This window comes from Pseudomonas sp. PAMC 26793 (assembly GCF_000313235.1).
Classification (GTDB): Bacteria; Pseudomonadota; Gammaproteobacteria; order Pseudomonadales; family Pseudomonadaceae; genus Aquipseudomonas; species Aquipseudomonas yamanorum.
The window spans coordinates 40,313-63,975 of the sequence record NZ_AMXG01000035.1 but is presented as its reverse complement, the minus strand read 5'-3'; the positions used below and the strand labels follow the sequence as shown (position 1 = coordinate 63,975).

At 62.4% G+C, this 23,663-nt stretch carries 26 protein-coding genes; 12 read left to right on the top strand and 14 right to left on the bottom strand.

Annotation, left to right across the window (positions count from 1 at the left end):
* Window position 1: 1 nt before the first annotated feature.
* A complete protein-coding gene (locus D109_RS0114365) occupies window positions 2–1,129 on the bottom strand; it encodes an efflux RND transporter periplasmic adaptor subunit (RefSeq protein ID WP_026077967.1) in 1,128 nt (375 codons plus the stop codon).
* A 241-nt stretch (window positions 1,130–1,370) separates the two neighbouring features.
* Between D109_RS0114365 and D109_RS0114360 the strand changes: the two genes are divergently transcribed.
* Together D109_RS0114360 and D109_RS0114355 are read left to right on the top strand one after the other, a co-directional pair.
* The gene (locus D109_RS0114360; RefSeq protein WP_017477515.1) at window positions 1,371–1,976 is read left to right on the top strand and encodes a TetR/AcrR family transcriptional regulator; all 606 of its coding nucleotides are present in this window, start codon (window positions 1,371–1,373) and stop codon (window positions 1,974–1,976) included.
* 210 nt (window positions 1,977–2,186) lie between these two features.
* Window positions 2,187–2,645, top strand: coding sequence for a transposase (locus tag D109_RS0114355; RefSeq protein ID WP_017477514.1), 459 nt, complete (start codon window positions 2,187–2,189; stop codon window positions 2,643–2,645).
* Between the two features lie 118 nt (window positions 2,646–2,763).
* Here the strand turns inward: D109_RS0114355 and D109_RS0114350 are convergent, their stop codons facing one another.
* Window positions 2,764–3,204, bottom strand: a complete 441-nt coding sequence (locus tag D109_RS0114350; protein WP_017477513.1) for a heme-binding protein — start codon at window positions 3,202–3,204, stop codon at window positions 2,764–2,766.
* 267 nt (window positions 3,205–3,471) lie between these two features.
* Here D109_RS0114350 and gcl point away from each other — a divergent pair, with 267 nt between their 5' ends.
* The 8 genes from gcl to D109_RS0114310 all read left to right on the top strand — a co-directional run bounded on the left by gcl (window position 3,472) and on the right by D109_RS0114310 (window position 12,929).
* Entirely contained in the window at window positions 3,472–5,247 is a 1,776-nt protein-coding gene (gene gcl / locus D109_RS0114345) for a glyoxylate carboligase (RefSeq protein ID WP_017477512.1), read from the top strand.
* Window positions 5,248–5,257: 10 nt separating this feature from the next.
* A complete protein-coding gene (gene hyi, locus D109_RS0114340; protein ID WP_017477511.1) occupies window positions 5,258–6,040 on the top strand; it encodes a hydroxypyruvate isomerase in 783 nt (260 codons plus the stop codon).
* A 176-nt stretch (window positions 6,041–6,216) separates the two neighbouring features.
* The gene (locus D109_RS0114335; protein ID WP_017477510.1) at window positions 6,217–7,107 is read left to right on the top strand and encodes a 2-hydroxy-3-oxopropionate reductase; all 891 of its coding nucleotides are present in this window, start codon (window positions 6,217–6,219) and stop codon (window positions 7,105–7,107) included.
* 153 nt (window positions 7,108–7,260) lie between these two features.
* Window positions 7,261–8,526 carry a glycerate kinase gene (locus D109_RS0114330; RefSeq protein WP_017477509.1) on the top strand — a complete coding sequence of 422 codons (1,266 nt, stop codon included), beginning with the start codon at window positions 7,261–7,263 and terminating at the stop codon, window positions 8,524–8,526.
* Between the two features lie 17 nt (window positions 8,527–8,543).
* A complete protein-coding gene (gene pyk / locus D109_RS0114325; RefSeq protein WP_017477508.1) occupies window positions 8,544–9,959 on the top strand; it encodes a pyruvate kinase in 1,416 nt (471 codons plus the stop codon).
* Between the two features lie 128 nt (window positions 9,960–10,087).
* Window positions 10,088–10,963, top strand: a complete 876-nt coding sequence (locus D109_RS0114320) for an urea transporter (protein WP_017477507.1) — start codon at window positions 10,088–10,090, stop codon at window positions 10,961–10,963.
* Window positions 10,964–10,994: 31 nt separating this feature from the next.
* Window positions 10,995–11,819 (top strand): ion transporter, encoded by an 825-nt coding sequence (locus tag D109_RS0114315; protein WP_017477506.1) that lies wholly within the window; start codon window positions 10,995–10,997, stop codon window positions 11,817–11,819.
* A 105-nt stretch (window positions 11,820–11,924) separates the two neighbouring features.
* Window positions 11,925–12,929 (top strand): sulfate ABC transporter substrate-binding protein, encoded by a 1,005-nt coding sequence (locus tag D109_RS0114310; protein WP_017477505.1) that lies wholly within the window; start codon window positions 11,925–11,927, stop codon window positions 12,927–12,929.
* Between the two features lie 141 nt (window positions 12,930–13,070).
* On the opposite strand, the gene D109_RS0114305 is transcribed toward D109_RS0114310, so the two are convergent.
* Window positions 13,071–13,685: a DUF5666 domain-containing protein gene (locus D109_RS0114305; RefSeq protein ID WP_017477504.1), complete on the bottom strand. Its 615-nt coding sequence runs from the start codon at window positions 13,683–13,685 to the stop codon at window positions 13,071–13,073.
* A 178-nt stretch (window positions 13,686–13,863) separates the two neighbouring features.
* On the opposite strand from D109_RS0114305, the gene D109_RS0114300 reads away from it, so the two are divergent.
* Window positions 13,864–15,060 (top strand): MFS transporter, encoded by a 1,197-nt coding sequence (locus tag D109_RS0114300; protein WP_026077966.1) that lies wholly within the window; start codon window positions 13,864–13,866, stop codon window positions 15,058–15,060.
* On the opposite strand, the gene D109_RS0114295 is transcribed toward D109_RS0114300, so the two are convergent.
* Complete coding sequence (locus D109_RS0114295) at window positions 15,061–15,465, bottom strand: type II toxin-antitoxin system HicB family antitoxin (protein ID WP_017477502.1); 405 nt, start codon at window positions 15,463–15,465, stop codon at window positions 15,061–15,063.
* 21 nt (window positions 15,466–15,486) lie between these two features.
* Window positions 15,487–15,675: a type II toxin-antitoxin system HicA family toxin gene (locus D109_RS0114290; RefSeq protein ID WP_026077965.1), complete on the bottom strand. Its 189-nt coding sequence runs from the start codon at window positions 15,673–15,675 to the stop codon at window positions 15,487–15,489.
* 215 nt (window positions 15,676–15,890) lie between these two features.
* Between D109_RS0114290 and D109_RS0114285 the strand changes: the two genes are divergently transcribed.
* A complete protein-coding gene (locus tag D109_RS0114285; RefSeq protein ID WP_017477500.1) occupies window positions 15,891–16,772 on the top strand; it encodes a LysR family transcriptional regulator in 882 nt (293 codons plus the stop codon).
* Here D109_RS0114285 and phnP read toward each other — a convergent pair.
* Genes phnP through phnG form a run of 9 tightly spaced genes read right to left on the bottom strand, consistent with a single transcriptional unit; the run spans window position 16,769 to window position 23,661 of the window.
* Window positions 16,769–17,518, bottom strand: coding sequence for a phosphonate metabolism protein PhnP (gene phnP, locus D109_RS0114280; RefSeq protein ID WP_017477499.1), 750 nt, complete (start codon window positions 17,516–17,518; stop codon window positions 16,769–16,771). The two genes, D109_RS0114285 and phnP, sit on opposite strands and share 4 nt — an antisense overlap.
* Window positions 17,509–18,072 carry a phosphonate metabolism protein/1,5-bisphosphokinase (PRPP-forming) PhnN gene (gene phnN / locus D109_RS0114275; protein ID WP_017477498.1) on the bottom strand — a complete coding sequence of 188 codons (564 nt, stop codon included), beginning with the start codon at window positions 18,070–18,072 and terminating at the stop codon, window positions 17,509–17,511. The genes phnP and phnN overlap by 10 nt, the downstream gene beginning before the upstream one ends.
* Complete coding sequence (locus D109_RS0114270) at window positions 18,072–19,220, bottom strand: alpha-D-ribose 1-methylphosphonate 5-triphosphate diphosphatase (protein ID WP_017477497.1); 1,149 nt, start codon at window positions 19,218–19,220, stop codon at window positions 18,072–18,074. Before D109_RS0114270 ends, phnN begins: the two co-directional genes overlap by 1 nt.
* The gene (gene phnL, locus D109_RS0114265; RefSeq protein WP_017477496.1) at window positions 19,210–19,929 is read right to left on the bottom strand and encodes a phosphonate C-P lyase system protein PhnL; all 720 of its coding nucleotides are present in this window, start codon (window positions 19,927–19,929) and stop codon (window positions 19,210–19,212) included. Before phnL ends, D109_RS0114270 begins: the two co-directional genes overlap by 11 nt.
* Window positions 19,929–20,738 carry a phosphonate C-P lyase system protein PhnK gene (gene phnK / locus D109_RS0114260; protein ID WP_085988730.1) on the bottom strand — a complete coding sequence of 270 codons (810 nt, stop codon included), beginning with the start codon at window positions 20,736–20,738 and terminating at the stop codon, window positions 19,929–19,931. Before phnK ends, phnL begins: the two co-directional genes overlap by 1 nt.
* On the bottom strand, window positions 20,699–21,565 hold the full coding sequence (locus D109_RS0114255) for an alpha-D-ribose 1-methylphosphonate 5-phosphate C-P-lyase PhnJ (protein WP_017477494.1): 867 nt from the start codon (window positions 21,563–21,565) through the stop codon (window positions 20,699–20,701). The genes phnK and D109_RS0114255 overlap by 40 nt, the downstream gene beginning before the upstream one ends.
* On the bottom strand, window positions 21,558–22,634 hold the full coding sequence (locus D109_RS0114250) for a carbon-phosphorus lyase complex subunit PhnI (RefSeq protein ID WP_017477493.1): 1,077 nt from the start codon (window positions 22,632–22,634) through the stop codon (window positions 21,558–21,560). Before D109_RS0114250 ends, D109_RS0114255 begins: the two co-directional genes overlap by 8 nt.
* Window positions 22,634–23,224, bottom strand: coding sequence for a phosphonate C-P lyase system protein PhnH (phnH, locus tag D109_RS0114245; RefSeq protein WP_017477492.1), 591 nt, complete (start codon window positions 23,222–23,224; stop codon window positions 22,634–22,636). The genes D109_RS0114250 and phnH overlap by 1 nt, the downstream gene beginning before the upstream one ends.
* Entirely contained in the window at window positions 23,224–23,661 is a 438-nt protein-coding gene (gene phnG, locus D109_RS0114240) for a phosphonate C-P lyase system protein PhnG (protein WP_017477491.1), read from the bottom strand. The genes phnH and phnG overlap by 1 nt, the downstream gene beginning before the upstream one ends.
* Window positions 23,662–23,663 lie beyond the last annotated feature (2 nt).

Here is a 23,663-nt window from a genome sequence, read left to right as displayed (position 1 = left end):
CTCACTGGGCGACGACCTTCACGACCGAACCATTATCCAGTTTGTCGGCGCCTTCGGTGATCACCTGCTCCCCCGGCTTGACCCCGTTCTCAAGCACCGCCGATACATCGCCCATGGACGGGCCGGTCTTGATATTGCGCAGGCTGGCCTTGTCGCCATTCACCACGAACACGAAATCCCCTTTGCTGCCGTGCTGGATCGCCCGGGTGGGCACCACGGCGACCTGGGCCAGGGTGTCGGCCTTCAGGCGCGCATTGACGAATTGGTTGGGGAACAGCGCATTGCCCGAATCATCGAACTGCGCCTTGACCTTGATGGTGCCGGTGGTGGTGTCCACCTGGTTATCCAGAGCCAACAGGCTACCGGTGGCCAGCAGGGCTTTTTTGTTGCGGTCGTAGGCCAGCACCGTCACGGCGCCACGGCCCAGGGCCTGGTTGATAGCGCCCAAGTCGTCCTCGGGGACCGCGAACACCACGGTGGCCGGGTTCATCTGGGTAATCACCACGATACCGGTGGTGCTGGTGGTGGTGACGTAGTTGCCGGGGTCTACCAGGCGCAGGCCTACCACACCGTCGACCGGCGAGGTGATGGTGCAGTAACCGACCTGCACTTCAAGGTTCTGCACATTGCCTTGGTCGGCGGCCACGGTGCCCAGTTGTTGCTGGACCAGGGAGGCCTGGGTATCGACGGTTTGCTGGCTGGTGGAGCCGGCCTTGACCAGTTCGCGGTAGCGCGCCAGATCGCGCTGGGCATTGCTCAATACGGCCTGGTCATGGGCCAGGGTGCCCTTGGCCACGGCCAGTTGGGCCTTGAGGGCACGGTCATCGATCCGCGCAATCACCTGGCCCTTGCTGACGTGCTGGCCTTCCTTGAATTCCACGCTGCTGAGGATGCCATCGACCTGGCTGACCACGGTCACGCTGCGGGTGGGAGTGACGGTGCCGAGGGCATCGATGTAAACCGGCACGTCCTGCAAGACGACAGGCACCACGGCTACCGGTTCGCCGGGAGCGGGTGACTTGCCTTTATGCCCACCTGCAAAGAAGTGCAAACCCAGGGCAATCAACAACGCTACCAGTAACAACGTGCCAACTGCCCAGGCGAACGTACGTCGTCTGCTTCTCTCCACGGTTTCTCTCTCGAACGCCGAAATCAGGATGGAGCGAGCCGCCTGATTGGCCGCTCGCTGCCCTGAACTCTAGCAGTGCATACAACTCATGCCTGTACGACCGTGAATGTGTTCAGCATCAAGACAGACAAAGTCAGCTGAGCGCCCCGTAACGCAAGGGCTGCAGCACGATTCTTGAGCCCTGCGCAAAGCCGGTGCTACCATGCCCGACCGCCTGTCTTGGCAAGGAACCTCCTGGTCTATGAGCACCATTCGCGAGCGCAACAAAGAACTGATCCTGCGGGCTGCCAGTGAGGAGTTTGCCGACAAGGGCTTCGCCGCGACCAAAACCAGCGACATCGCCGCCAAGGCCGGGCTGCCCAAGCCCAACGTCTATTACTACTTCAAGTCCAAGGACAACCTCTACCGCGAGGTGCTCGAAAGCATTATCGAACCGATCCTGGCGGCCTCCACCCCGTTCAATCCCGACGGCGACCCCAAGGAAGTGCTGAGCGGGTACATCCGCTCGAAAATCTGCATCTCCCGGGATTTGCCGTTTGCCTCGAAAGTATTCGCCAGCGAAATCATGCACGGCGCCCCGCATTTGAGTTCTGAGCAGGTGGAGCAGTTGAATGCCCAGGCCAAGCACAACATCGACTGCATCCAGAGCTGGGTGGACCGGGGGCTGATTGCGCCGATTGATCCGCATCACCTGATGTTCAGCATTTGGGCGGCGACGCAGACCTATGCGGATTTTGACTGGCAGATTTCGGCGGTGACCGGAAAGGCGAAGTTGGATGACGCGGATTATGAGGCGGCGGCGCAGACGATTATTCGGTTGGTGCTTAAAGGGTGTGAGCCGGACTGATAGACCGCAGCGCCTTCAAGATTCGCGAGCAAGCCCGCTCCCACATTTGGATTTGTGCCAGACATAAATTGTTTAAACGCCGCAGATCCAATGTGGGAGCGGGCTTGCTCGCGAAAGCGCCCTCCCAGACACATCCAGCACCAGCCAGACCATCACCTCCAGGTTCCCCGATATAGCCTCTCAGGACACTTTCCGAAGAGAGGCAAAGGAATGCCTGATCCAGCTGCTTCATATCGCCTGCGTATCGGGCGATTCAGCGAATCCAACCGCATTTACCTGATCACCACCAACACCCACGAACGCGTGCCAATATTCAGCGACTTTTATCTGGGTCGGCTGGTGGTCTGGCAATTCAGGCTCGCTCAATACCAAGGGTTGGCGAACTCCCTGGCCTGGGTGGTCATGCCCGACCACTTTCACTGGTTGATTGAGCTGAAAAAAGGCTCATTGGGAGACCTGATGTGCCAGGTGAAGTCCAAAAGCACTCGAACCGTGAATGGCGCTACGGGCCGCAAGGGGCGGCTTTGGCAAACCAGTTTTCATGATCGGGCGCTGCGCAAGGACGATGACTTGGTGAAGATGGCTCGGTATGTGGTGGCTAACCCGCTAAGAGCCGGGTTGGTGGAACGGATTGGCGACTATCCGTTGTGGGATGCGGTTTGGGTTTAGAGCCGGGACCGAGTTGCCGCTTTCGCGAGCAAGCCCGCTCCCACATTTTGATTTGTGAACGCGGTCAAAAATGTGGGAGCGGGCTTGCTCGCGAAGAGGCCCTGACAGTCACCTCAATTCAAGCAGACACCCCCGCATCCGCCCACAACCCCTGCCCCTCGATCGCACTGATCGCACACTGCTCATCAATATCCGACGTATCCCCGCTGATCCCGATCGCCCCCAGCACCACACCCGCTTGATCCCGAATCAACACACCGCCCGGTGCCGGCACCACGCTGCCCTGCCCCAAACTATTCAACGCCGCAATAAACGCCGGCCGCTGCTGCGCATCCAGCGCCAGCAGCCGCGAGCCTTTGCCCAGGGCTATCGCACCCCAGGCCTTGCCGATCGCGATCTGCGGGCGCAGCAGGCTCGCGCCATCTTCGCGCTGCAACGCAATCAAATGCCCGCCGCTGTCGAGTACCGCAATGGTCAGTGGCGCTGACGAAAGGGTGCGGCCTGCTGCGATGGCATGACTGGCCAGGTTGACTGCGACTTTCAAGGTTAAAGCGCTCATGGGTGCCGTCCTTATCTTGTTATGGGAAAGCCGTGGGGCTCTGTTTGATCAGAAGCCGGATCAAACAAATAGAACACAATAGATTTGCTTTTTGTATACAATATTTAGAAACATGCGCACCACACGTCGAAATATTCCTGTCCAGAAGCCTTCCGACGAACGTAAAGGCCACCCAAGAAAATGGATTGACCTGCCACGCTCGCCGTGAATACACTTCGGACCAACACCACTTGTATACAATTACAAAACGCAAGAGGCACCAAAACCATGAGCAAAATGAGAGCAATCGAAGCCGCTGTCCTGGTGATGCGCCGTGAAGGGGTCGACACCGCCTTCGGTATCCCGGGCGCCGCGATCAACCCGCTGTATTCGGCCTTGCAGAAGGTCGGTGGCATCGATCACGTCCTTGCTCGCCACGTTGAAGGCGCCTCGCACATGGCCGAGGGCTACACCCGCACCAAGGCCGGCAATATCGGCGTGTGCATCGGCACCTCGGGCCCGGCGGGCACCGACATGGTCACCGGCCTGTACAGCGCTTCGGCGGACTCGATCCCGATCCTGTGCATCACCGGCCAGGCGCCCCGCGCACGCATGCACAAGGAAGACTTCCAGGCCGTCGACATCACCAGCATCGTCAAGCCGGTGACCAAGTGGGCAACCACCGTCCTGGAACCGGGCCAGGTGCCGTACGCGTTCCAGAAAGCCTTCTATGAAATGCGCTCCGGCCGCCCTGGCCCGGTGCTGATCGACCTTCCATTCGACGTACAAATGGCCGAGATCGAATTCGACATCGACGCCTACCAGCCGCTGCCCCTGGCCAAGCCGTTGGCGACCCGCATCCAGGTGGAAAAAGCCTTGGCCCTGCTGGACCAGGCCGAACGTCCATTGCTGGTGAGCGGTGGTGGCGTGATCAACGCCGACGCCAGCGAACTGCTGGTGGAATTCGCCGAATTGACCGGCATTCCGGTGATCCCGACCCTGATGGGCTGGGGCACGATCCCGGACGATCACCCACAGATGGTGGGCATGGTCGGCCTGCAAACGTCCCACCGTTATGGCAACGCCACGATGTTGAAATCGGACCTGGTGCTGGGCATCGGTAACCGCTGGGCCAACCGTCACACCGGTTCGGTGGAGGTGTACACCGAAGGCCGCAAATTCATTCACGTGGACATCGAGCCGACGCAAATCGGCCGCGTGTTCACCCCGGACCTGGGCATCGTTTCCGACGCCGGCTCTGCATTGACTATGTTCATTGAAGTGGCCCGCGAGTGGAAAGCCGCCGGCAAGCTCAAGGACCGCAGCGCCTGGCTCCACGATTGCCAGCAGCGCAAGGCCACCCTGCACCGCAAGACCCACTTCGACAACGTGCCGGTGAAACCACAACGGGTATACGAAGAGATGAACCAGGTGTTCGGCAAAGACACCTGCTACGTCAGCACCATCGGCCTGTCGCAGATTGCCGGCGCGCAGTTCCTGCACGTCTACAAACCCCGCCACTGGATCAACTGCGGCCAGGCCGGCCCGCTCGGCTGGACCATTCCGGCAGCGCTGGGCGTGGTCAAGGCAGACCCGACCCGCAAGGTAGTCGCGCTGTCGGGCGACTATGACTTCCAGTTCATGATCGAAGAACTGGCGGTGGGCGCGCAGTTCAAGCTGCCGTACATCCACGTGGTGGTAAACAACTCCTACCTGGGGCTGATCCGCCAGGCCCAGCGCGGGTTTGAAATGGACTACTGCGTGCAGCTGTCCTTCGACAACCTCAACGCCCCGGAACTCAACGGTTATGGCGTCGACCACGTGGCCGTCGCCGAAGGCCTGGGTTGCAAGGCCCTGCGCGTGTTCGAGCCGGGTCAGATCCAGCCTGCACTGCGCAAGGCTCAGGAGATGATCGAGGAGTTCAAGGTGCCGGTGATCGTTGAAATCATTCTGGAGCGGGTGACCAATATTTCCATGGGCACCGAGATCAACGCCGTCAACGAATTCGAAGATCTGGCACTGGTGGGCAACGACGCGCCAACTGCCATTTCACTGCTCGATTAAGGAGAACCCCATGCCGCGTTTTGCCGCCAACCTGTCCATGCTGTTTACCGAACAGGACTTTCTTGCCCGTTTCAAAGCCGCCGCCGACGCGGGGTTCAGTGGCGTGGAATACCTGTTTCCCTATGAATTCAGCTCGGCTGAAATCAAGGCACAACTCGATGCCCACGGCCTGACACAAGTGCTATTCAACCTGCCGGCCGGTGACTGGGCCAAGGGCGAACGCGGCCTGGCCTGCCACCCGGACCGGGTCGAGGAATTCCGTGCCGGGGTCAACCTGGCCATCGCCTACGCCCAGGTGCTGGGCAACACCCAGATCAACTGCCTGGCGGGGATTCGTCCTGCCGGTGTGGATGACGCCACCTTGGAAAAAACCTTCGTCGCCAACCTCAAGTACGCCGCCGACAAGCTGCAAGCGGTGGGCATCCGGCTGGTGATGGAGATGATCAACACCCGCGACATTCCGGGCTTCTACCTGAACAACACAGCCCAGGCCCTGTCGATTCGCGAACAGGTGGGCAGTGCCAACCTGTTCCTGCAATACGACATCTATCACATGCAAATCATGGAAGGCGACCTGGCCCGCACCATGGCCGCGCACCTGGGTGAGATCAACCACATCCAGCTGGCGGACAACCCGGGGCGCAACGAGCCAGGCACGGGTGAGATCAACTACCGCTTCCTGTTCGAACATTTGGACCGCATTGGTTATCAGGGTTGGGTCGGCTGTGAGTACAAGCCGTTGACCACCACCGAAGCGGGTTTGGGTTGGTTGAAAACCCATAACGCGATCTAACTCAACAAACACAGCACACAATGTGGGAGCGGGCTTGCTCGCGAAAGCGGTGGATCAGTCGACATCAATGCTGAATGTCGGCCCCCATTCGCGAGCAAGCCCGCTCCCACAGTGGATCTCCTGTGTTTAGCAGGCCGCGCCAGGCCTGCACACCTAACAATAAGAGGATTTTCATCATGGCTAAAATCGGATTTATCGGCACCGGCATCATGGGCCAACCCATGGCCGCCAACCTGCAAAAGGCCGGTCACCAACTGTTCCTTTCCGAGCATCACGGCAAGGCGCCGGCTGAGTTGATCGACGCTGGCGCGGTGGCCCTGGCCAACCCGCAGCAAGTGGCTCAGGAAGCCGAGTTCATCATCGTCATGGTGCCCGACACCCCACAGGTCGATGACGTGCTGTTCCGCGCCGACGGCGTTGCTGCGGGCCTGGGGCCGAACAAAGTGGTGATCGACATGAGCTCGATCTCGCCCACCGCCACCAAAGCCTTCGCCGCGAAGATCAACGAGACTGGCGCACGTTACCTTGACGCTCCGGTGTCCGGTGGTGAAGTCGGTGCCAAGGCCGGCACCCTGAGCATCATGATCGGCGGCGACCCGCACACCTTCGAACGCGCCCTGCCGCTGTTCCAGGCCATGGGCAAGAACATCACCCTGGTGGGCGGCAATGGCGATGGCCAGACCGCCAAAGTGGCCAACCAGATCATCGTTGCCCTGAACATCCAGGCGGTGGCCGAAGCGCTGCTGTTCGCCTCGAAGAACGGCGCCGATCCGGCCAAGGTGCGTGAAGCGCTGATGGGCGGTTTTGCGTCCTCGAAAATCCTCGAAGTGCATGGCGAGCGGATGATCAAAGGCACCTTCGACCCGGGTTTCCGTATCAGCCTGCACCAGAAGGATCTGAACCTGGCCCTGGCCGGTGCCAAGGAGCTGGGGATCAACCTGCCGAACACCGCCGGCACCCAGCAGGTGTTCAGCACCTGCACCGCCATCGGTGGCGGCAACTGGGACCACTCGGCGCTGATCAAGGGCCTGGAACATATGGCGAATTTTTCGATTCGCGATAAATAACGCGCTGATCGTTCCCACGCTCTGCGTGGGAATGCAGCCCGTGACGCTCCGCGTCACAACAGCGGACGCAGAGCGTCCAGTGATTCATTCCCACGCGGAGCGTGGGAACGATCTGTTGCACCCCTAATAACAAGAATCCCCGGGAGCCCGCTTATGTCGGTCGATCCGCAACACCTGCTTCGCGAGCTGTTTGCCACAGCCATCGACGCCGCCCACCCCCGGCAAGTCCTCGAGCCCTATCTTCCCGCCGACCGCAGCGGCCGTGTCATCGTGATCGGTGCCGGCAAAGCCGCCGCCGCCATGGCGCTGGTGGTGGAAAACTGCTGGCAAGGCGAAGTCTCGGGCCTGGTGGTGACCCGCTACGGCCACGGCGCACCCTGCAAGAAAATCGAAGTGGTCGAAGCCGCGCACCCGGTCCCGGATGCCGCAGGCCAGGCCGTCGCCAAGCGTGTGCTGGAGCTGATCAGCAACCTCAGCGAAGACGACCGCGTGATCTTCCTGCTCTCCGGCGGCGGCTCTGCACTGCTCGCCCTTCCGGCCGCCGGCATCACCCTGGCAGACAAACAAGCCATCAACAAAGCCCTGCTCAAATCCGGCGCCGCCATTGACGAGATGAACTGCGTGCGCAAGCACCTCTCGGCGATCAAGGGCGGGCGCCTGGCCAAGGCCAGCTGGCCGGCCACGGTCTACACCTATGCGATTTCCGATGTGCCGGGTGACCAGGCCACGGTCATCGCTTCCGGCCCCACCGTCGGCGACCCGAGCACTTCGCAACAGGCGCTGGCGATTCTCAAGCGCTACCAGATTGAAATCCCGGCGTCCGTACACACCTGGCTGCAAAGCCCGGAGTCGGAAACCGTCAAGCCCGGCGACCCGGTCCTCGCCCGCAGCCATTTCCAACTGATCGCCCGCCCGCAGCAATCCCTGGAAGCCGTGGCGGTGAAAGTCCGCCAGGCCGGTTTCAGCCCGCTGATCCTTGGCGACCTGGAAGGCGAAGCCCGAGACGTGGCCAAGGTGCACGCCGGTATCGCCCGGCAGATCATCCAGCACGGCCAACCGCTGGCGGCGCCTTGCGTGATCCTTTCTGGCGGTGAAACCACCGTGACCGTGCGCGGCAATGGCCGTGGCGGGCGCAATGCCGAATTCCTGCTGAGCCTCACCGACAGCCTCAAGGGCCTGCCCGGCGTCTACGCCCTGGCGGGTGACACCGATGGCATCGACGGCTCGGAAGACAACGCCGGGGCGATCATGACGCCCACCAGCTACGCCCGCGCCGAAGCCCTGGGCTTGAGCGCCAGTGACGAGCTGGACAACAACAATGGCTATGGCTACTTCGCGGCCCTCGACGGCTTGATCATCACCGAGCCCACCCGCACCAACGTCAACGATTTTCGCGCCATTCTGATCCTAGAGCCCTGAAAGAGAGTCCCCTGAACATGACGCCTGACAAGAAGGTCAAGATCCTCGCCACGCTGGGCCCGGCCACCGACAGCATCGATGACATCCGCGAGCTGGTGGAAGCCGGGGTGAATATCTTCCGGTTGAACTTCAGCCATGGCGATCATGCCGACCACGCCCAGCGTTACCAGTGGATTCGCCAGGTGGAACGCCAGCTCAACTATCCCCTCGGCATCCTCATGGACCTGCAAGGCCCGAAGCTGCGGGTCGGGCGTTTTGCCGAAGGCAAGGTGCAACTGATTCGCGGCCAGGCCCTGCGCCTGGACCTCGACCCGACGCCCGGCGACCAGCGGCGGGTCAACCTGCCGCACCCGGAAATCATCGCCGCCCTCAAGCCCGGCATGGACCTGCTGCTGGACGACGGCAAACTGCGCCTGCGGGTGATCACCAAGCACGCCGATGCCATCGACACCACCGTGCTCAATGGCGGCGAACTGTCAGACCGCAAAGGCGTGAACGTGCCCCAGGCGTTGCTGGAACTCAGCCCGCTGACCACCAAGGATCGCCGCGACCTGAGCTTCGGCCTGGAACTGGGTGTGGACTGGGTGGCGCTGTCGTTTGTGCAACGCCCGGAAGATATCCGCGAAGCCCGCGAATTGATCGGCGACAAGGCATTCCTGATGGCCAAGATCGAGAAGCCCTCGGCGGTGCAGCGCCTGCAGGAAATCGCCGAGCTGAGCGACGCGATCATGGTCGCCAGAGGGGACCTGGGGGTGGAAGTGCCGGCGGAGAGCGTGCCGCAAATCCAGAAGGACATCATTGGCGTCTGCCGCCAGTTGGGTAAACCGGTGGTGGTGGCCACGCAGATGCTCGAGTCCATGCGCTTCTCACCGGCGCCGACCCGCGCCGAGGTCACGGACGTGGCCAACGCGGTGGCGGAAGGGGCGGATGCGGTGATGCTCTCGGCGGAAACCGCTTCCGGTGAATACCCCTTGGAGGCCGTGCTGATGATGAGCAAGATCATTCGCCAGGTGGAAAACGGGCCGGATTACCAGACGCAACTGGACGTCAGCCGGCCCAAGGCGGATGCCACGGTGTCGGATGCCATCAGCTGCGCGATTCGCCGTATCAGCAGCATCCTGCCGGTGGCGGTGCTGGTGAACTACAGCGAGTCGGGCAGCTCCACCCTGCGGGCGGCGCGGGAACGGCCGGCGGTGCCGATTCTGAACCTGACGCCGAACCTGTCCACGGCACGGCGCTTGAGCGTGGCGTGGGGCGTGCATTCGGTGGTGAATGACCGGCTGCGGCAGGTGGATGAGGTGTGTTCCACGGCGCTGGAAATTGCCCAGGCGCAAGGTATGGCGCAGCGCGGGGATACATTGGTGATTACCGCGGGGGTGCCGTTTGGGCAGCCGGGGTCGACCAATTCGTTGCGGATCGAGACATTGATCTAATCCCCTGTGGCGAGGGAGCTTGCTCCCGCTGGACTGCGCAGCAGGCCCATCTTTTGGGGCCGCTGCGCGCCCCAGCGGGAGCAAGCTCCCTCGCCACAGGATTCGGCGCTTTCCTGCAGATATTGATCATGCCCAACCAATCCTGCCCCGACTGGGCCGAAGCCCTGCTCAACGGCTTCAGCCAGATTTTCCTCCAGCGCCACCCGCTGTGTGGCCTGCTCTGCCTGCTGGCGATCCTGATCGGCGCCCCGGCCCTGCTGGGCGGCGCACTGCTGGGTGGTGTCGCCGGTTTGCTGACTGCCCAACGCCGCGCCTATCCCAAGGCCGAGCGTCAGGCTGGCCTCTATAGCTATAACGGCGTGCTGCTCGGCTTGCTGATCAGCCAGCATTTCACCTGGTCGGCACTCTTGCCGCCGTTGATCCTCGCCTGTGGCGGCCTCAGCGCGATCCTCACCCGACAATGGCTCAAACGCGCCGCCAACCCCCATGACCTGCCCGCCTACACCGCACCGTTTGTGCTGCTCGGCTGGCTGCTGCTGGGCACCCCTGCGCCCGCCGCCTTCGCCGCCAGCGAACCCGGCACCTGGGCGCTGCTCTGCGCACCGTTTAACGGCCTCGCCCAAGTCATCCTGCTGGACCAGCCTCTGGCCGGCCTGTTGATCGCCCTCGGCCTGCTGCTCGCCAACCGCCGCGCCGCGTTGTGGGCATTGACCGGTGCGAGCCTAGGCGTGCTGCTCGCCCTGCTGAAGGACGAGCCCGCCCGCGCCCTGCTCGGCCTGCACAGCTATAACCCGGCGCTGGCGGCATTGGCCCTCAGCCAGCAACGCCGCCACCCCTGGCTGCCGCTGACCGGCATCCTGCTGGCGATCATCCTCACGCCGGGCTTCACCGGCCTGAACCTGCCCGCGCTGACCGCGCCGTTTATCCTCGCCACCTGGCTGGTGCGCGCCAGTCAGCGGGTGATGCAGAAAACCCGCATGGACAGCCCCTTCGAATCCCCCTAGGCTTCGCTGATCTTCGATTCAGGCGACTTCCATGGACAGCAATAAACACTGGCGTGAACGTCTCTACGTCATGGTGTTCCAAAGCGACACCCCGGCCGGCCGGCGCTTCGACAGCACCCTGCTGCTGATCATTCTCGCCAGCCTGGTGATCGTGATCCTCGACAGCATCCAGGCGGTCCACGACAACTACGCCAACGTGCTGGCCTATATCGAGTGGGGCTTCACCATCATCTTCGCCATCGAGTACGGCCTGCGGCTGTATTGCTCGCCCAAGCCGTTGCGCTATGCCTTCAGCTTTTATGGGCTGGTGGATTTGCTGGCCATCGTGCCGGGGATCCTGGCCCTGTATTACAGCGATGCGCAGTACCTGTTGATCATCCGGATCATTCGGATGCTGCGGATCTTCCGGGTGCTCAAGCTCGGCCCGTATCTCAAGCAGGCCAACTACCTGATGTCGGCGCTGCGGGGCAGCAAGCAGAAGATCGTGGTGTTCCTGCTGAGCGTCTGCACCCTGGTCACGGTGTTCGGCACCTTGATGTACGTAATCGAAGGCCCGGAACACGGCTTTACCAGCATTCCCAAGGGCATCTATTGGGCGATCGTGACCCTGACCACCGTGGGTTTTGGCGATATCGTGCCGAAGACCCCGCTGGGCCAGGTGATTTCGTCGCTGGTGATGATCACCGGTTACTCGATCATCGCCGTGCCTACCGGGATCTTCACCGCCGAACTGGCCAACGCCATGCGTGGCGAAATGCTGCAAACCGATTGCCCGGTGTGCAAGAAAAACAGCCATGAGCCAAACGCCGCGTTTTGCTCGCGCTGTGGCAATGGGCTTTTCAAGAAAGTGGAATAAGCAAAGTTCTTTTTAATCTTTAAGCGACTATGCGCCCCCCGTTATAGTCGCTGGCATATTGCCCCCATGTGTTTCAAAACCTTCTCGAACAACAAGGAATGAGCAGTGAAAAAACTCGTTAGTGCTTCTCTCCTGGCTGCCGGTCTTGCACTGGCTGGCGTCGTCCAGGCCGCCCCGGTCACCCTGCTCAACGTCTCCTACGACGTGATGCGCGACTTCTATAAAGACTACAACGCCGCCTTCCAGAAGCACTGGGCCGCCGAGCACCCGGCCGACAAGCTGACCCTGCAGATGTCCTTCGGTGGTTCGAGCAAACAGGCGCGCTCGGTAATCGACGGCCTGCCGGCTGACGTGATCACCATGAACATGGCCACCGACATCAACGCCCTGGCTGATAACGGCAAGCTGGTGCCCGACAACTGGGTCACCCGCCTGCCGAACAACAGCGCGCCCTTCACCTCGGCCACGGTGTTCATCGTACGTAAAGGCAACCCGAAAGCCCTGAAAGACTGGCCGGATCTGCTCAAGGACGGCGTACAAGTCATCGTGCCGAACCCGAAGACCTCCGGTAACGGCCGCTATACCTACCTGTCGGCCTGGGGTTATGTGCTGAAGAACGGCGGCGACGAGGAGAAGGCCAAGCAGTTTGTCGGTGACCTGTTCAAGCACGCACCCGTGCTGGACACCGGTGGCCGTGCGGCGACTACCACGTTCATGACCAACCAGATCGGCGATGTGCTGGTGACCTTTGAGAACGAAGCAGAAATGATTGCCCGTGAATTCGGCCGTGATCAGTTCGAAGTGATCTACCCGAGCGTTTCCGCAGAAGCTGAGCCGCCGGTGTCGATCGTCGACAAAGTGGTCGAGAAGAAAGGCACCAAAGCGGCTGCCGAGGAATACCTGAAGTACCTGTGGTCGCCGGAAGGCCAGGAAATTGCCGCCAACAACTACCTGCGTCCACGTGACCCGAAAGTGCTGGCCAAGTACACCGACCGCTTCCCGAAAGTCGACTTCCTGTCGGTAGAGAAAACCTTTGGTGACTGGCGCACCGTGCAGAAGACCCACTTCAATGATGGTGGGGTTTTTGACCAGATCTATTCCGGCCAGTAAACAGCTCTAACTGGAGAAACCCGGTCAAAAATGTGGGAGCGGGCTTGCTCGCGAATGCGGTGGATCAGTCGGTACATCCGGTGACTGTCACACCGCATTCGCGAGCAAGCCCGCTCCCACATTTGTTTCAGTGTTGAGCTGTTACATCGGTGGCGTCACGCCATCCTTGCCCGCAGAAATCGCCTGGGCCGTCACGCTCCCATCCTCGCCCTTCGCCGCAAACATCACCACTTTCACCCCCGGCTTCAGCAAACTGCGATCACCCGGCTCCAGGTTGACGATGGGCACATCATCCGGCACTACGATCTTCTGCTCGCCGCCCTTGTACTTGACGGTCAACGTCCGGCCCTTGCTCACCACCAGGTCACCCACGGTACCGTTGGTCATGCTGCTGCCTTCCTTCAGGTCGAACGCCCGATGCCCGTCGCCGGTACCCGCCATGGCCGGTGGGAATACATGCACTTCCAGCGCCGTCAGGGTGCCATCCGCGTTCGGCATGGCCGCCGAGCCGATGTAGCTGCCAGGCTTGATGTCTTCGATCTTGGCCAAGGTGACTGCACGCACCAGCGTGTCCTTGGTCAGGTGCACGGTGACGTCTTCACCGCTGTTGACCTTGACGTGCATCGCGTCGCCGTCCATCGCGGTAATCGCACCCCGTACGCCAACACGCGGGGCATCCGCGGCCTGGGCAACGCCCACGGTCATCAGCGCGGCCAGGCTTGAGGCCAGGAGCATCTTGTTGAATGTCGTCTTCATGGCAGTGGATTTCCTGTTTATGCAGTTGTGACTGAATGTATCATCGACCTTCAGCCCAAAAGTTAACGTTTCAGTCATTAATTCCCGGCATGAGTGTTATCACCGCAGACGGGCTACTCCCGCTCCGGCTCAATCATTATTCTCGCTCGCCTCTTTCCTTCGCTTTTATGAGAACACCATGAACGCTACGCCCCACGCTACAAACACCATGACCCGAGGCATGGTGATGCTGTTTGCGTTCTGTTGCGGCGCCATCGTCGCCAACATCTACTACGCGCAACCGATCATCGAACTGATCGCCCCGGACATCGGCCTCACGCCGGCCATGGCCAGCCTGATCGTGTCCCTGACCCAGATCGGCTATGCCCTGGGCCTGTTCTTCCTGGTGCCGTTGGGCGACCTGCTGGAAAACCGCCGGCTGATGATCATCACCACCGTAGTGGCCATCGCCAGCCTGCTGGGTGCGGCGTTCACCGAACAGCCGAACCTGTTCCTGCTGGTGTCGCTGCTGATCGGTTTCAGCTCGGTGTCGGTACAGATCCTGATTCCGCTGGCGGCGCACCTGGCGCCGGCCGAATCCCGTGGCCGGGTGGTCGGCAGCATCATGGGCGGCTTGCTGCTGGGTATCCTGCTGGCCCGGCCGGTGTCCAGCGTGGTGGCCGACCACTTCGGCTGGCGCGCCATGTTCATGGCTGCCGCGGCACTGATGGCGTTTATCAGCGTGGTGCTGATGCTGACCATCCCCAAGCGCCAACCCGATCACGCCGCCAGCTATGGCCAGTTGCTGGGCTCCCTGGGCACCTTGCTGCGCCGCCAGCCGGTACTGCGCCAGCGGGCGTTTTACCAGGGCTGCATGTTCGCCACCTTCAGCCTGTTCTGGACCGCCGCCCCACTTGAACTGTCCCGCAACCATGGCCTGAGCCAAAGCCAGATTGCCCTGTTTGCCCTGGTCGGTGCCCTGGGCGCCATCGCCGCCCCCATCGCCGGGCGCCTGGCGGATGCCGGCCACACTCACCGCGCCTCACTGCTGGCGATGCTGTTTGCTGCGCTGAGTTTCCTGCCGGCCTTCGTGCACCCGCTGTACAGCGTGATTGGCCTGGCGGTGACCGGCGTGGTCCTGGACTTCTGCGTGCAGATGAACATGGTCCTCGGCCAACGTGCCATCTACGCCCTAGACGCCAACAGCCGCAGCCGCCTGAACGCGCTGTACATGACCAGCATCTTCATCGGCGGCGCCTTCGGCTCGGCGATTGCCAGCAGCGTGTATGAACATGGCGGCTGGCTGGGGGTGATGCTGGTAGGCAGCGCCTTCCCGCTGGTGGCCTTGTTGCGCTTCCTGAGTGCCTCGCGGCAAGGGGCGGTAGCAACTGCCTGATTACAACCGCACCAACTTCTCCAGAGCCGCATCCGCCAGAAATGACGAGCGGCTTTTTACTTTGTGCTCCCGCACATAACGGTCGATGCGCTGGATCACATAGCCGGGCAAGGTCACATTGACCTTCTCGGTCTTGCCCAGATACGGCGAGATGTCGAGCTCCAACATCCCCCAGCCCATGCCGGCGTAATCCTCATTATCGTGATGGGCGGCCACCGACGTTGGCATCGGAATCACCCGGCCTTCTGCGGCGATCTCTTGCAGCATGATGTGCGCCACTTCAACCGCCGCGTTGTAAGCCTCTTCAAAACTGTCCCCGGCGGTCACCGCACCTGGAATGTCGGGGATCTGGATACCGGTGGCGACAAAGTCATCGCCCCATTCGATACAGATTGGATATTGCATGGAAAATCTCCTTAAACCGTCCTAAAACGAAAACAGCCCGGCACGTTTCCTGATACTTCGCACGGTGCCCATGGGCAGATCCTTCTTGGGATGGGGCACCGGTATCGTGTACGGGTTATAGCGATGGGTGAAAAGATGATGGCTGCCCGTCACCCGATCCAGCACCCAACCTGCCTCTTGCAGCTCTTTGATCAATAGCCTGCTTTGCACCACAGCCTCCTTGCTCCGGCTCGAATAAAGGTAGCTCCAGAGTTATCTTTACTCAAGCACAGAATTCATCAGGCTGACTGGCGGCTGTTTGACCGGATGTTGGAAAAACAACGAATTTATTCCTTTAAGGAATAAATTCTATGCCCCCGAATTGACTTCCACGCTTTTCCTAAAGGCCCCATGATTCTCGAAACGCCACGCCACAAGGACACCCGATGGACCGCCTCACTGCCATGGAAACCTTCGTCCACGTCGTCGAGACCGGCTCGTTTTCCGCTGCCGCAAAACGTATGGGAATCGGCCAGCCTGCCGTTTCCAAAGGCATTGCGCAACTGGAAGCCCGGTTGGCGGTCAGCTTGCTGATGCGCTCCACCCGGGGCCTGACGCCCACCGAGGCCGGCCTGGTATTTTTTAAAAAGGCCAAGCGCGCGGTCGACGAAGCCAACGGTGCCGACGACGCCGCCCGGGGCGCCGGCAACGGCCTGTCGGGCAACTTGCGTATCAGCGCCGGCGTGACCTTGTCCCGCTTGCACATCATTCCCAACCTGGGCCCGTTCCTGGAGCAGCACCCCGGTTTGAATGTGGACGTGGTACTCGACGACCGCCTCCTCAACCTGGTGGAAGAAGGTATCGACGTCGCCCTGCGCATCGGCAACCTGAGTGACTCCGGCCTCACTGCCCGCAAGATCGGCCAAAGCCCCAGCCGGGTGTTCGGCACCCCGGCCTACTTCGAACGTTACGGCGAGCCCCACACCCCGGCAGATCTGCTGCACCACCAGGCGGTGATCTATAGCTTGAGCGAAAGCACCTGCTGGCCCTTCAGCCAAGGTGCTCATCAATACCCCATCGTCGCCGACGGACGCCTGCGCGTTACGTCATCCGAGGGCATTCGCGCAGGTGTCCTCGCCCACCATGGGGTGGCCATGACCGCCGAATGGATGTTCGCCCCGGAGATCGCCAGTGGCGAGGTCAAGGCGGTGCTGACCGACTGGGAACTACCGCCCCGGGACTTGTGGGCAGTAACACCGACAGGCCGGATGGCCAGCGCCAAGGCCCGGGCGTTTATCGAGTACGTGGAGGGCGTGTTCAGCCGCTAAACCACCCGCCCATCCCAGCCTACCGTCACATGGCGCGGCAACTCCCGCCGATGCTGCAACAACCACGCATCCAGCGTGTGCCCCACATGGGTCAGCACGCCCAACTCGGCCTTCACCTCATCAATGCACTGCAACGCCAACGTCAGGTCATTGTGATTGCGAGGTGCCTGGGGTTGCGGCGGCATGGAGCAGTCCAGCACCAGCACATCCAGCGGTTCACGCAGCAGCCAGTCACGGGTAGCCGGTGGCAGGCCAACGGTGTCGGTGAGGTAGGCGATGCGCCGCCCTTCGCCTTCCAGCAGATAACCCAAGGTGGGTTTGGAATGCACCAACGGCAGCGCAGTGACGCTCAGCTCACCCAACCGGCGGGTTTCAAACTCGGCAAACGGCTGGCTGAAATCGAGGATGCCGGGGTGCTTGTACAGGTCGGACAACCCTTCCGGATCCACCGGACCATGCACCGGAATCACCAGCCCTTGCCCCCAACGCAAATGCAGCAGGCCTTGCGCATGATCGGCGTGGTAGTGGGTCTGGAGAATCCCGTTGAAACTGCGGGGCGGGAAGCGTTCGGTGAGGTCCGGCAACCCGCTGTCGATCAGCCAGCGCTGGTCGCCGCACTCGATCAACGCGCTGCATGGGCGACGCCGCAGGCTCTCGTCACGGCGGGCCAAATCACAGGCCGCGCACTCACAGCCATACACCGGGACTTGCCGCGCATCGCCGGTGCCCAGCAGGGTCAGGCGCATGCCGGTTGCCCGCCGAGGCAGCCCAGCAGGCGCTCGACCGTATGTTCCAGTTGGCCGGAGTTGTCCAGCAGGAACACATCCGGTGCCGTGCTCAAACCTTCAGCGAATCGCGCATTGCGTGCCAGCCGCTGATCTATCTCCACCACGGATTCGCGGCCCCGCGCCAGCAAACGCTGGCGCAACACGCCTTGATCCACCGTCAGCAAAACCACCAGCAGGTTCGGGTAACGCAAGCGGGTTTGCGCCAGGTGGCCGCGAGAACCGTTGACCAGCACGTCATCTCCCGCCGCCAGCCACCCATCGATTTCCCGAGGGATGCCATAGGACAACCCATTGGCGTGCCAACGGAGGGCAAACGCGCCCTCAGCTTCCATCGCGGCAAACTGCCCGGGGCTCACGCCCTGCGCGGCTTCGCCCACCGCTTCCGCCGAACGGGTGATAACCCGCCGCACAATGCGGCAGCCACGCTCGGCCAAACGCGGGCGTGCGGCATCCAGCAGGCTGTCCTTGCCCGAACCCGACGGTCCGATGAGATAGATCAACCTGCCTGCCATCAAAACACCCTCTTCGCTTGTCGCCAGACTTGTTGGACCACGGGCAGTCCGTCGCGGCTTTTTTTGGCTTGCACCAGGTCGGCCCGCAGACCGACAGCGATTTCGCCGCGATCACTCAGGCCCGCCGCGTGTGCGGGTGCCAGGCTGATCATCTTGACCGCACGGGAGAGGTCGCCGCCGTCCTGTTGATCGGCCAGCACGAACGCCGCCTGCAGCAGGCTGGCCGGGTAGTAGTCACTGGAAAGTATATCCAGCAATCCTTCGGCAGCCAGGCCGGCGGCGGCCACATTACCCGAGTGGGACCCGCCACGCACCACGTTCGGCGCGCCCATCAGAACTTTCATGTTCAGTTGCTGGCAGCCACGTGCCGCTTCCAGGGTGGTGGGGAATTCGGCGATGGTCATGCCATAGCGCGCCGACTCCTCCACATGCGCCAGCGTTGCATCGTCATGGCTGGCCACGGACAAGCCTCGCGCCAGGCAATGCTCGACGATAGCGGCGCGGTAGCGGTCGCTGTATTCCTTCGAGTTGGCCATCTGCAGCTTGATGAACGCGTCCATGGTCTCGTCGTTCAGGTGGTACTTGCCCATGTAGTACTCACGGTACTTGGATTCGAGCACGAACTGGCGCTGGCCCGGCGAGTGGTCCATCACCGACACCAACTGCACCAGCGGGTTTTCCACCAGGTCGCGGAACACGCTCAAGGTGTCGGGGTGGCACAGCTCGCAGCGCAGGTGCAGGCGGTGTTCGGCGCGGGTCAGGCCGGCGCTTTCTGCCGAGACGATGGCATTGAGCATCGCCGGCAGTTTTTGCATGCGGTTGCCCTTGGGGTTCACGTCGCCGATGGACACCGCGTCGAATACCGTGGTGATGCCGGCCGCGATGATTTGCGCGTCATGGCTGAGCACCGCCGAGGTCGACGGCCAGTCCACGCCGGGGCGCGGGGTCATGTGTTTTTCCAGGTTGTCGGTGTGCAGTTCCACCAGCCCCGGCAGCAGGAAATCACCGTCGAGGTCCTGGGCCTGGGGCAACTGGCTGCGGCCTTCGGCGATGTCGACGATCCGTCCGTCCCGCAGCACTACGCTGCCAAGGAACATGCGATCCGCCGTCACCAGCCGGGCATTACTGAGGATCTGTTCAGCGGGCATGGGCGTATTCCTCTTGGGCAACGGGCGCGGGAGTCATGTCGAAATGGCGGTCGGCGACCGCTTCACGGGCGGCGCGGTCGTGGAAGATGCCGATCAGTGCGGCACCGCCGGCCTTGGCTTCGTTCATCAGTTCCAGCACCACCTGGCGGTTGCTGTCGTCGAGGGACGCGGTGGGTTCGTCCAGCAGCATCACCGGCCAGTCCACCATAAAGCCGCGGGCGATGTTGACCCGCTGCTGCTCGCCGCCGGAGAACGTGCCGGGTGCCAACTGCCATAGGCGCTGGGGAATGTTCAGGCGGGTCAGCAGATGCTCGGCGCGGGACTGTGCATTGGCCTTCGACCAGCCACGGGCCAGGGCGGGCTCCATCACCACATCCAGGCAGGCCACGCGCGGGATCACCCGCAGAAACTGGCTGACGTAGCCCAGGGTCTGCTGGCGCACTTGCAACACCTCCCGAGGCTCGGCACCGACCAGCTCCAGCCATTCGCCGAGGTGCTGCACACGAATGCTGCCGCCTGCCGGTAAATAGTTGCCGTACAAGGTGCGCAGCAGCGTACTTTTACCGGCGCCGGACTGCCCATGCAGCACCAGGCATTCACCGCCTTTTACGCTGAATTCCACTGCGCGCAGCACGTTCAGCACCACGCCGTTCTGCTGGTGCAGGGTGAAGGTTTTCGAGAGGTCACGGACCTCGATCAAGGCATTCATCATGGCTGCAATACCGAAGACACCAGCAGTTGAGAGTAAGGGTGCTGTGGATCGTCGAGGATCTGGTCCGTCAGGCCGGTTTCCACCACCCGGGAACGGCGCATCACCATCAGGCGGTCGGCCAGCAGGCGTGCCACGGCGAGGTCGTGGGTCACGATCACCACCGCCAGGTCCAGCTCGCGAACGAGACCACGCAGCAGGTCGAGCAAGCGCGCCTGTACCGATACATCCAGGCCGCCAGTGGGTTCGTCCATAAACACAAGGCGCGGACTGGAGACCAGGTTGCGGGCGATTTGCAGGCGCTGTTGCATGCCGCCGGAAAAGGTCCGGGGCAAGTCGTCGATGCGCTGCGGGTCGATTTCTACCTGGCCGAGCCAGTCGAGGCCGGCGCCACGCAGTTGCTCATAGTTGCGCACGCCTTGAGCCATCAAGCGCTCGCCGATGTTGGCGCCGGCCGACACGCCCATGCGCAAACCGTCCCGTGGGTTTTGCTCGACAAAGCCCCACTCGGTGCGCAGCAAGGTGCGGCGTTCGGCTTCGCTAGCGCTGTACAGATCCAGCCACTCGCCGTCCTTGCCGCGATAGCCGATGTTCCCGGCCTGCGGCGGCAAACGTCCGCTGAGCAACGAGAGCAAAGTGGACTTGCCCGAGCCGGATTCGCCAACAATCCCCAGCACCTCGCCGGGGTACAAATCGAAGCTGACGTCCTGGCAGCCCTTCTCTTCGCCGTATAACAACGACAGGTCACGCACTTGCAAAAGAGGCTGGCTCACTGGTTGTTCTCCTTGACCCGTTGGGCGCAATACCAGGTGTCGGAACACACAAAACTCTGGGTACCGGCATCGTCCAGAATCAGCTCATCGAGGAACGATTCATGGCTGCCGCAGATGGCGCAGTTGTGTTCCCACTTCTGCACTTCGAACGGGTGGTCTTCAAAGTCCAGGCTGGTGACCTGGGTGTACGGCGGCACCGCGTACAGACGCTTTTCGCGACCGGCACCGAACAGCATCAGCGCCGGGCTCATGTCGAGTTTCGGGTTGTCGAATTTCGGGATCGGCGAGGGGTCCATCACGTAGCGCTCATCCACCATCACCGGGTAGGCGTAGCTGGTGGCGATATGGCCGAAGGTGGCGATGTCCTCGTAAAGTTTTACGTGCATCACCCCGTAGTCATTCAGGGCGTGCATGGTGCGGGTCTCGGTTTCCGACGGCTCGATAAAGCGCAGCGGCTCCGGGATCGGCACCTGGTAGACCATGATCTGGTCCGCGTGCAACGGAGTTTCCGGGACACGGTGGCGGGTCTGGATCACCGTGGCGTCCGGGGTGCTTTCAGTGGTGGCGACGCCGGCGGTGCGCGCGAAAAAGCGGCGGATCGACACGGCGTTGGTGGTGTCGTCGGCGCCCTGGTCGATGACCTTGAGCACGTCGTCAGCCCCCAGGATCGCGGCGGTCAGCTGCATGCCGCCGGTGCCCCAACCGTAAGGCAGCGGCATCTCGCGGCCACCGAACGGCACCTGGTAACCGGGGATCGCCACGGCCTTGAGCAAGGCGCGGCGGATCATGCGTTTGGTCTGCTCGTCGAGGTAGGCGAAGTTGTACGCAGGGTCACGGGCAGGTGTTTGGGTCAGGTCATTCATGGCGCGTGCCCTCGGCCGGTTGGCGCAGTTTGCGGATCAATTCCAGCTCGGACTGGAAGTCCACGTAGTGAGGCAATTTAAGGTGGGAAACGAAGCCCGCCGCCTCGACGTTGTCGCAGTGGGACAGCACGAATTCTTCCTGCTGGGCCGGCGAGACGATCTCTTCGTTGAACTCATTGGCCCGCAGCGAGCGGTCCACCAGCGCCATGCCCATCGCCTTGCGCTCGGCATGCCCGAATGCCAGGCCGTAGCCCCGGGTGAACTGCGCCAGCTCGGTGGCCGAGCCGACGAACTGGTTGACCATCTCGCACTCGGTGACTTCGATGCTGCCCAGGCAGATCGGGAAACCCAACTCTTGCGGGTCGATCCACACCTCGACGTCACCGATGCGAATCTCACCGGCAAACGGGTGGTTGCGGCCGTAGCCGCGTTGGGTCGAGTAACCCAGCGCCAGCAGGAAACCTTCGTCGCCACGGGCCAGGGCTTGCAGGCGCTGGGCACGGTTGGCCGGGTATTCCAGCGGGTCGCGGGTGATGTCGGCGACGCTGCCGGTGTCGTCGGATTCGTTCTTGATCAGCCCTTCCTTGGCCAGCAAGCCGAGTACCCGAGGGCATGGTTCAAGGGCAGCCTCCGGCGTGGTTTGCGGGCCCGGGTATTCACCTTCCGCCAGCAGCGCGAAGTCCAGCAGACGGTGGGTGTAATCGAAAGTCGGGCCCAGCAGTTGCCCGCCCGGCACGTCCTTGAAGGTGGCCGACAACCGCCGGCTCAGGGACATCTGCGCAGTATCGATCGGTAGGCTCGGACTGAAGCGCGGCAACGTCGTGCGGTAGGCCCGCAGCAGGAAGATCGCTTCCACCAGATCTCCCGCCGCTTGCTTGATCGCCAGCGCAGCCAGCTCTGTGTCGTACAGCGAGCCTTCGCTCATCACTCGCGCCACCGCCAAAGGCAGTTGCTCGCGGATCTGCTCCACGCTCAGTTCCGCAATGGAGGTATCGCCCCGGCGTTTTTTCGCCAGCAGGCGGTGGGCATTGTCGATGGCCTGTTCGCCACCCTTGACGGCTACGTACATCAGGCATGCTCCTGTGTAATTCGAGTGCTGCGTGGCAGGCCGATCAGGTGATGGCCGGCGGCGAACAACATGTCCAGGCCACGGGGAAACGTCTCGCGGCGTTGACGTTCAAGCCAGAACGCCTGGGGCACCGGCAGGTTGACCTGACGCTGGGTCTTGATCCCCGGACCGCGCCAGTTCAAGGCGCGACCGGCTTCCAGGTCGGTCAACTGGACCAGCAAGGTGCAGGACTGATCGGGGTAGCGGTCATTGCCGTGGTCGAAGCCGCTGAGGTCGAGCAAGTCCTGTTCACCGAGCAAGGCGAACGCGGCCTCTTCACGGTTGGCGGTCAGCGGGCAGCCGCAGTGGAACGCCAGGTTGGCGCGAATCAGCGGTGTGTCGAAGCACGGCGCCAGCCACAGCGGCGTGTCCATATCCAGCAGCGCCAGGCACAGCGCGTAGGTAGCGGGGGCCAGGCCTTCAAGGCTTGGGGCCGCGGGCAAGGACTGGATCAGGCCGGGCTCGGCGAGGGCCTTGAGGGCGCCGCGAAAACCGCGCTGGGCGCCCAGCACCGGGTCTACAAAGGCCGGTTGCAAGCGTTGGGCATTCATCAGTTTTCTCCTCGAACCAGGGTGAAGAACTCGACCTTGGTGGCGGCGGTGTCGGCCTCTTTGTGCGCCCGGCGTTCGGCCTGGGCGTTGGCCAGTGAGCCGATCAGGTCGCTGAGCCAGGGGCTCGGGTGCGCGCCCTGCAAATGCGCATCCGCCAGGGCCGCCAGTTCGGCATGGACCTTGTCGCGCCCGGCCAGGTAGCTGTAGCCGGTGCGCCCGTCCGCCAGGCGCACCACGCAGCGGGTCACGCTCATTTCGCCGAGGTTGAACGGCGCGCCATTGCCGCCCATGCGACCGCGCACCAGGGTCATGCCGATTTCCGGGGCGCGGATCAGTTGGTAATCCACGTCGCGCAGGGCGTCTTCATGGGGCAGCAATTCACTGCGAAAGGCGCGGGCGAGCACGCCGATCCAGTGTTGACGCGGGGACAGGTTCATCG

Coding starts and splice junctions, on each gene's coding strand:
- hyi (WP_017477511.1), top strand. CDS start 5,258: ATGCCGCGTTTTGCCGCCAACCTGTCCATGCTGTTTACCGAACAGGAC.
- D109_RS0114295 (WP_017477502.1), bottom strand. CDS start 15,465: ATGCAATATCCAATCTGTATCGAATGGGGCGATGACTTTGTCGCCACC.
- D109_RS0114320 (WP_017477507.1), top strand. CDS start 10,088: ATGCCCAACCAATCCTGCCCCGACTGGGCCGAAGCCCTGCTCAACGGC.
- phnL (WP_017477496.1), bottom strand. CDS start 19,929: ATGAATGCCTTGATCGAGGTCCGTGACCTCTCGAAAACCTTCACCCTG.
- gcl (WP_017477512.1), top strand. CDS start 3,472: ATGAGCAAAATGAGAGCAATCGAAGCCGCTGTCCTGGTGATGCGCCGT.
- D109_RS0114350 (WP_017477513.1), bottom strand. CDS start 3,204: ATGAGCGCTTTAACCTTGAAAGTCGCAGTCAACCTGGCCAGTCATGCC.
- D109_RS0114355 (WP_017477514.1), top strand. CDS start 2,187: ATGCCTGATCCAGCTGCTTCATATCGCCTGCGTATCGGGCGATTCAGC.
- D109_RS0114315 (WP_017477506.1), top strand. CDS start 10,995: ATGGACAGCAATAAACACTGGCGTGAACGTCTCTACGTCATGGTGTTC.
- phnH (WP_017477492.1), bottom strand. CDS start 23,224: ATGAATGCCCAACGCTTGCAACCGGCCTTTGTAGACCCGGTGCTGGGC.
- D109_RS0114250 (WP_017477493.1), bottom strand. CDS start 22,634: ATGTACGTAGCCGTCAAGGGTGGCGAACAGGCCATCGACAATGCCCAC.
- D109_RS0114270 (WP_017477497.1), bottom strand. CDS start 19,220: ATGCCCGCTGAACAGATCCTCAGTAATGCCCGGCTGGTGACGGCGGAT.
- phnN (WP_017477498.1), bottom strand. CDS start 18,072: ATGGCAGGCAGGTTGATCTATCTCATCGGACCGTCGGGTTCGGGCAAG.
- D109_RS0114255 (WP_017477494.1), bottom strand. CDS start 21,565: ATGAATGACCTGACCCAAACACCTGCCCGTGACCCTGCGTACAACTTC.
- D109_RS0114335 (WP_017477510.1), top strand. CDS start 6,217: ATGGCTAAAATCGGATTTATCGGCACCGGCATCATGGGCCAACCCATG.
- D109_RS0114360 (WP_017477515.1), top strand. CDS start 1,371: ATGAGCACCATTCGCGAGCGCAACAAAGAACTGATCCTGCGGGCTGCC.
- D109_RS0114330 (WP_017477509.1), top strand. CDS start 7,261: ATGTCGGTCGATCCGCAACACCTGCTTCGCGAGCTGTTTGCCACAGCC.
- D109_RS0114285 (WP_017477500.1), top strand. CDS start 15,891: ATGGACCGCCTCACTGCCATGGAAACCTTCGTCCACGTCGTCGAGACC.
- D109_RS0114305 (WP_017477504.1), bottom strand. CDS start 13,685: ATGAAGACGACATTCAACAAGATGCTCCTGGCCTCAAGCCTGGCCGCG.
- D109_RS0114300 (WP_026077966.1), top strand. CDS start 13,864: ATGAACGCTACGCCCCACGCTACAAACACCATGACCCGAGGCATGGTG.
- pyk (WP_017477508.1), top strand. CDS start 8,544: ATGACGCCTGACAAGAAGGTCAAGATCCTCGCCACGCTGGGCCCGGCC.
- phnG (WP_017477491.1), bottom strand. CDS start 23,661: ATGAACCTGTCCCCGCGTCAACACTGGATCGGCGTGCTCGCCCGCGCC.
- phnP (WP_017477499.1), bottom strand. CDS start 17,518: ATGCGCCTGACCCTGCTGGGCACCGGCGATGCGCGGCAAGTCCCGGTG.